The sequence below is a fragment of the Leisingera sp. genome (assembly GCF_034669605.1).
Lineage (GTDB): Bacteria > Pseudomonadota > Alphaproteobacteria > Rhodobacterales > Rhodobacteraceae > Leisingera.
Map to the genome: position 1 here is coordinate 1 of NZ_JAXMOX010000236.1, position 6,578 is coordinate 6,578.

Annotated in this window: 6 protein-coding genes; 2 read left to right on the forward strand and 4 right to left on the reverse strand. The window is 62.3% G+C overall.

The window, feature by feature from the left end; genetic code table 11:
- Window positions 1–106: 106 nt before the first annotated feature.
- On the reverse strand, window positions 107–1,372 hold the full coding sequence (gene fabF, locus VOI29_RS21380; RefSeq protein ID WP_323783498.1) for a beta-ketoacyl-ACP synthase II: 1,266 nt from the start codon (window positions 1,370–1,372) through the stop codon (window positions 107–109).
- A 682-nt stretch (window positions 1,373–2,054) separates the two neighbouring features.
- Here fabF and VOI29_RS21385 point away from each other — a divergent pair.
- Window positions 2,055–2,891: a PilZ domain-containing protein gene (locus VOI29_RS21385; RefSeq protein ID WP_323783500.1), complete on the forward strand. Its 837-nt coding sequence runs from the start codon at window positions 2,055–2,057 to the stop codon at window positions 2,889–2,891.
- Window positions 2,892–3,403: 512 nt separating this feature from the next.
- Window positions 3,404–4,126 (forward strand): PilZ domain-containing protein, encoded by a 723-nt coding sequence (locus VOI29_RS21390; protein ID WP_323783502.1) that lies wholly within the window; start codon window positions 3,404–3,406, stop codon window positions 4,124–4,126.
- Between the two features lie 102 nt (window positions 4,127–4,228).
- On the opposite strand, the gene VOI29_RS21395 is transcribed toward VOI29_RS21390, so the two are convergent.
- From VOI29_RS21395 to fabG, 3 genes are all read right to left on the reverse strand, one after another.
- Window positions 4,229–4,972 (reverse strand): 1-(5-phosphoribosyl)-5-[(5-phosphoribosylamino)methylideneamino] imidazole-4-carboxamide isomerase, encoded by a 744-nt coding sequence (locus tag VOI29_RS21395; protein WP_323783504.1) that lies wholly within the window; start codon window positions 4,970–4,972, stop codon window positions 4,229–4,231.
- A 241-nt stretch (window positions 4,973–5,213) separates the two neighbouring features.
- Entirely contained in the window at window positions 5,214–5,447 is a 234-nt protein-coding gene (locus VOI29_RS21400) for an acyl carrier protein (RefSeq protein ID WP_005982462.1), read from the reverse strand.
- A 409-nt stretch (window positions 5,448–5,856) separates the two neighbouring features.
- Window positions 5,857–6,578, reverse strand: a 722-nt coding sequence (gene fabG / locus VOI29_RS21405; RefSeq protein WP_323783511.1) for a 3-oxoacyl-[acyl-carrier-protein] reductase, incomplete at its 5' end; no start/stop codon positions are given.

A 6,578-nucleotide genomic window follows, 5' to 3' on the forward strand; every position in this document is an offset into this window, starting at 1 on the left:
GGGCCTTCAGCGGTGTATTGGGATTTGCCCCACAGGATCAGACCGCCCAGCAGGAACAAAACCGCAATGAGCACTGTCAGCATGTTGGAGGCGAGGCTGCGCCACATCAGCCGGCCTTTCCGAAGATCACCGAAGCGTTGGTGCCGCCGAACCCAAAGGAGTTCGACAGGGCCACCTCCACCTTGCGCGGCCGTTTGGCGTTGGGGGCCAGGTCGATCGGGGTCTCAACGGCTGGGTTGTCCAGATTGATGGTCGGGGGGGCAACCTGATCGCGGATCGCCAGGATCGAGAAGATCGCCTCGATCGCGCCGGCCGCGCCCAGAAGATGCCCGGTGGCCGATTTGGTCGAAGACATGGTGACATTGGCGGCGTGATCGCCCAGCAGCCGTTCGACAGCGCCCAGTTCAATGGTGTCGGCCATGGTCGAGGTGCCATGGGCATTGATGTAGTCGATCGCCGAAGGCTCCAGCCCGGCATTGGCCAGCGCCGCCTTCATCGAGCGTTCGCCGCCTTCGCCGTCCTCGGACGGGGCGGTGATGTGATAGGCGTCGCCCGACAGGCCGTAGCCCAGCACCTCGGCGTAAATTTTGGCGCCGCGGGCCTTGGCGTGCTCATAGTCCTCCAGCACCACGATGCCGGCGCCCTCGCCCATCACAAACCCGTCACGGTCGGTGTCATAGGGGCGCGACGCCGCCTTGGGATCATCGGCGCGTTTGGTCGACAGCGCTTTGCAGGCGTTGAAACCGGCAATGCCGATCTCGCAGATGGCCGCTTCGGCGCCGCCTGCGATCATCACGTCGGCGTCGCCGGATTTGATCAGCCGCGCCGCGTCGCCAATGGCGTGGGCGCCGGTCGAGCAGGCGGTCACCACCGAGTGGTTCGGACCCTTGAAGCCAAAGCGGATCGAGACCTGGCCCGAGATCAGGTTGATCAGCGCGCCGGGGATAAAGAAGGGTGACACCCGGCGGGGGCCTTTTTCCTTGATCATCACGGCGGTGTCCGCGATCGACGACAGGCCGCCGATGCCGGAGCCGATCATCACGCCGGTGCGCAGGCGGCTTTCCTCGTCCTCGGGGGTCCAGCCGGCGTCGCGCACGGCCATATCGGCGGCGGCGATGCCATAGAGGATGAAGTCATCAATCTTCTTCTGGTCTTTCTTGATCACCCAGTCATCCGGGTTGAACGTCCCGCCGGAGCCATCGCCGCGCGGAACTTCGCAGGCATAGGTGGTGGTGACGCCGCTTGCTTCGGCATCAAACAGGGTGATGGGGCCTGCACCCGACTGGCCGTCCAGCAACCGGGACCAGGATTCTTCGACTCCGCTGGCCAGCGGTGTAACCAGGCCCAGTCCGGTGACAACTACTCGACGCATTCCTTGCTCTCCTTTGCCTCGGCAATCCGTCCGTTCAAATAGCTTGGAAAGGCGGCTGGGTGCAAGAGCGGGCTGATCCGCAGTGCCGCCGGGCGCAATGCGGGTTTTACGGGGAAATTGCGGAAGTGGCATCAATTGTTAATAAGTATACCTTAGGTTGAGGGCGGCCATAACAACTGAACTCGGCATCCGTCCTCGTGGATTGCCAGAACCGGGCTGGAGGTTTGGGCAAAATTGCCTCCAGCCCGCCTTTTTATCCCCGCCATCCAGACAGAGGATTGCTGAGCAGCCGTTGCGGGTGCCGCAATCAGAGACCCTGCGTTCCCTGGCCTTTCAAGGCGGCACCGCCTGGCCCGGTTGCAGATTGCGGCTCCCGGCGCGGCCGGCTGTTGTGCAGATCCGGGCGCCCGCCCGGCGCCCGGACACCGGCAGTTTCCCGCCATCGGCAACCACCGGAGCCTAGACTGGCGGACCCGGTCCAGCTGCCATGCGCCCGGCTTCTTCGGAACAGACCCGCGACTGCTGCCTGCGCTGGGGGCCAGGCGCCCTGCCTGCTTGGCCGCCATAAAAGTCAGCCTGCGTTAACGGCGCATTTGCATCTTTAGGTCATAATTTCAATCCAAAGGTATAGAGGAACGGCTTCGCCATGCGCCAATGGCTCCTGATAACTGCTCTTTTACTGGTGACTGGCCTGCTGCCGGAACCCGCTGCGGCCAGTTGCGCTGTGCATCGGGATTTGTCGAACCTGAACCGGGCGTCCAAGGGGTTCCTCTCCTATCTCAGCTCCGGTCAGGGTGCATATTATGTGCAGCATCTGCGGAGCTGGATCAGCACAAACCCGCCCGCGCCGATGCGGCAGCGGATGAGAGCGGTTGGCATTCAGTCCGTCGCTGACAGCATGGGCGAGCTTTTGCAGCAGCAGCAGCTGCTGCTGCAGATCCTCTCCAGTCAGGGCCGGGCCGTGGCGCTGGAAACCGCGCGCCATATGGGAACCCCGGCGCTGGCGGCGGATTTCAGCACCCATGTCGAAGCCTTGCCCTGCGACCAGGTGAAGGAAAGCGGAACCGGCAGCAAGCTGGTTGCTGTGGCCGCGGGAGACGAACGGCAGCGGCAGCAAATCCGCAATGCGGCAATTGCCTGGGTGTCCTTTTTGGTTCTGGGCGGCAGTGCGCTGTATTTTCTCGACCGGATCGGCATCCGCAAAATCCGCCGCACCAAACGCTATCCCTGCGCGGTTCCCTGCGTCTTGCAGACGGGCGGGCGGACAGTTCAAGCCCATCTGGTCGATCTGAGCCGTGCCGGCGCCAAGGTGCGCCCCGACGGCCCTTGTGAAATCTCGGATCCGGTAACGCTGAGTTTTGGCGGATATACCATAGATGCCCAAGTCCGCTGGCAGACCGCCGGCTATTTCGGCGTCCAGTTTTCCAAGGATTTCAACTTCTTGCAATTGCACCGTCTGCTGGAGGCCTTCCCGCTTCAGGGCAAAGGGCTGCGCGAAGAGGCGCGGCTCGGGGTTTAACAGCCGCGGCGTGCATGTTGCGTGGTCAAGCTGATCCAGCACGGCCAAATCGCGCTTGATAATCCGCTTCGGATGCTGCCGGCCTGCACAGGGCGCGTAAACCGCGTGTGTTCTGAGCCGCCTTGCCACGGTGCATTTGCGCATTTGACACCATCAGAGTCAGGAATAAGTCAAACTGCCAGGGCACGCCGCACTTGGCAGGGGATACTGGTTTTATGTTAATTTCACTACACGCGTAAGAAGTATAAACACTATCATATTACCCTCTAGACAGATTCACTCTTTGGAAGCGCGGCAACACGTCCTTTGCCGGCCGGAAAGGTCCTGTATTGAGGTACTGGCCATTGATGATAGCTGCACTGTTTGCCCCGGCTGCACTCTGCGGCAGTGCAATTACGGCTGCCGCATCTTCCAAGGCGACCTGCCAGCTGCAGTCCGATCTGGTGAATTTCCAGCATGAGGCCCGCGGATTTCTGGAGCATCTGCAAACCGGGCAGCACCCGCATCAGCCGATGCGGCTGCTGCAGTGGATGGAAGATCATCCGGTGGAGGCCTTACAGATACGGATGCGGCGGCTGGGCATGCAGTCTTTTGAGCTGCTGACCATTCGGCTGATTACTCAGCAAGAGCGTCTTCTGGAAGAGTACCGTCTGCACGGCCAGCAAAAAGCAGGGGCCAGCGCGCTGCGGTTTGGCACATCCGCCCTGCTGGACGACTATGCCAGCCGGATCATCCCGCTGCCGTGCAACTATGATCCGCAACAGGACGTAGAGGGCAGCACTGCGGCCGGCATGGGCCGTTTGCCAGCGCTGTCGCCGGAAACCACGGTGATAAGTTCGCTGCTTTTCATTTTGTTGCTCAGCGGGGCCGGCTTGCTCCTGGCACAGCAGCTCGCCCGCAGGCACCGGCGCCGGCAGTACCGCCACCCCTGCTCGCTGCCGTGCAATTTGCTCTCCGGTCAGACGCTGTTGCAGGCGAAACTGGTCGATATCAGCCAGATGGGCGCCAAAGTGAGAGTCTGGAACAACCAGGAAAAAACCCTAAGCACACTTTCCGGGGATCTCACAGCAGCCCTGCCCGGAATCGGATCAGCCGGCGCGCAGATCACGTGGAAGAACGCCAACTACCTGGGCCTGAAATTCACCACACCGCTGACGGGCGAAGAGCTGCAGACCCTGCTTGCCTGGCCGCCCGCCAAACAGCTGCAGCAGACGCAGGCTGTCAAACCGGCCTGACCGCTGGATGCTGTGCCCCGTCCTGCTGGCAAAGGGCCGGCAACCCGGCCCGGGCCGGAACAGGAATGCCTGCGGGCAACAGCCCGCAGGCATTCTTTTCCTTTACTGGAACTCGGCTACCGGCTCGGGTTCCGGCCGGGCCACTTCCAGAATTTTCTGGACGGTCACCGTCTTGCGGAACAGGGCACGGCCAACCATCGCACCGGAAATGTTGTAGATGTATTTCAGGCGCGAAATATCATCGGCGCTGCGCACCACGCCGCTGGCAATCACCGGCGTGCGGGCATCCGCGGCAAGGCCGGAGATCAGGCCAAGCTGCGCTTCGACATCGGTCATGTCGCTGTCAATGTCGGTGACAATGATCCCCGCCAGAGGCAGCGTGTCGAATGCGGCGATGAAGTCCTTGGGGGTGATCGCACCGGAGTGGCGCCAGCCGTCGGTCATCACCTGGCCCTGATAGATGTCCACCGCCAGCACGATCTGGTCCGGGTGGTGGGTGATCAGCTCCTTGACCATATGCGGATCGCGCGCGGCCAGGGTGCCGATGACGATACGCCCTGCCCCCTTGTCGATCCAGTGCTCGATATGCTCGCGCGACCGCATGCCGCCGCCCAGCTGCACCGGAATGCCGGCGCCGCGGATGATTTCGGTGATCAGCGCCTCGTTGCTGTGATCGCCTTTAATCGCGTTGAAGTCGGTGACATGCATCCATTCCGCCCCGGCGGCGGCAAAGCCTTTGGCCGTTTCCACCGGATCCACATGCCAGATCAAAGGCTCATCCAGGCGGCCCTTTTCGAGGCTCACGCAGCGGCCGTTCAGAATCTCCATTGTGGGGTAAATCATCATGATGCCCATCTCCTAAGTGTTGCCTCTTGCGATGAGATTAGCACGGATCGCCGCGGCCGGAATGACGTTTCATGACAATTTATGCAACAATTGCGGCGCGTTGGCGGGGCTTTTTGGTAGCGCAAACAAACCCCTGGCCCGACTCGCCGAAAAACGGGAATCGGACGCCGGCCCGGCAAACGGAAACGGCGCCTTCCCCGATGGGAAGACGCCGCCTGGTCCGGTATCCCGAAAGCGTGGCTTAGGACGCTTCGGAGATGAATTTGACCGCGTCGCCGAAGGTCTGGATGGTTTCGGCAGCGTCGTCCGGGATCTCGATGCCGAACTCTTCTTCAAACGCCATCACCAGTTCCACGGTGTCCAGGCTGTCTGCGCCCAGATCGTCGATGAAGGAGGCGTTTTCGGTGACCTTGTCTTCTTCTACACCCAGGTGCTCAACAACGATCTTTTTTACGCGGTCTGCGACGTCGCTCATGTCTATTCCTCGTCTTTCAGGGCACTCTGCCCAGTTCTGCCCTTGCCCGTGCGGGCGGCGTGGTTTTTGCCCGGAGCGGGCGGTGTAGCCCCCGGCAGGCGGGGGCAGTGCGGCGTTTCCGTTAGGAAAAACCAGCGCGGATATGGGCCGCCTATAACATAGACCGCGGCCAAGGCAAACGGTTTCGCTTGGTCACGGCGGCGGCGGCAGCCGGCATCGCACGGCTATGAAGCGTGCAGATGGCGCCGCAATCAAGGGCTTGCAAGGGCGCGGCAGAATATTTTTCGCAATTAGAATGTTTTTCAGATGCTTGCCGGGGAAAGCTGATCACGCGCGCCCGCCGCGGCCGCCCCCCAAAAACCCCGCAGCCGCGCTGCGGGGGCTGGTGCTGCAGAGGCTGGCGCCGCGGTCAGATCATCGCCATACCGCCATTCACATGCAGCGTGGTGCCGGTGACATAGCCCGCTTCCTGGCTGGCCAGATACAGCACGGCCGAGGCGATTTCCTTCGATTCCCCCATGCGGCCGGCCGGGATCTGGGTCAGGATCGCCTCTTTCTGGGTATCGTTCAGCTTTTCGGTCATTGCGGTGGCGATGAAGCCCGGGGCAACCGCATTCACCGTGATGCCGCGGTTGGCGACCTCATAGGCCAGCGATTTCGACATGCCCACCATGCCGGCCTTGGAGGCGGCATAGTTGCCCTGGCCGGGGTTGCCGGTGGCGCCCACGACCGAGGAGATGTTGATGATGCGGCCCCAGCGCGCCTTCATCATGCCGCGCAGCACGCCGCGGCACAGGCGCATGGTCGAGGTAAGGTTCACGTTCAGCACGCTTTCCCATTCCTCGTCTTTCATGCGCATGAACAGGTTGTCGCGGGTAATGCCGGCATTGTTGACCAGGATATCAACCGAACCCATGGCCTCGGCAGCGGCCTTGGGCAGCGCTTCAACCGAGTCCTTGTCGGAGAGGTTGCAGGTGATCACATGGGCCCGCTCGCCCAGCTCGGAAGCCAGCGCCTGCAGCGGCTCTTCGCGGGTGCCGGACAGCACCACGGTAGCGCCCGCACCTTGCAGCGCGCGGGCGATGTCGCCGCCAATGCCGCCCGAGGCGCCGGTGACGAGAGCGTTCTTGC

What these genes read in the sequence shown, in the direction of transcription:
- VOI29_RS21395 (WP_323783504.1), bottom strand. Translation starts at nt 4,972, where the DNA reads ATGATGATTTACCCCACAATGGAGATTCTGAACGGCCGCTGCGTGAGC.
- VOI29_RS21390 (WP_323783502.1), top strand. Translation starts at nt 3,404, where the DNA reads ATGCGGCTGCTGCAGTGGATGGAAGATCATCCGGTGGAGGCCTTACAG.
- fabF (WP_323783498.1), bottom strand. Translation starts at nt 1,372, where the DNA reads ATGCGTCGAGTAGTTGTCACCGGACTGGGCCTGGTTACACCGCTGGCC.
- VOI29_RS21400 (WP_005982462.1), bottom strand. Translation starts at nt 5,447, where the DNA reads ATGAGCGACGTCGCAGACCGCGTAAAAAAGATCGTTGTTGAGCACCTG.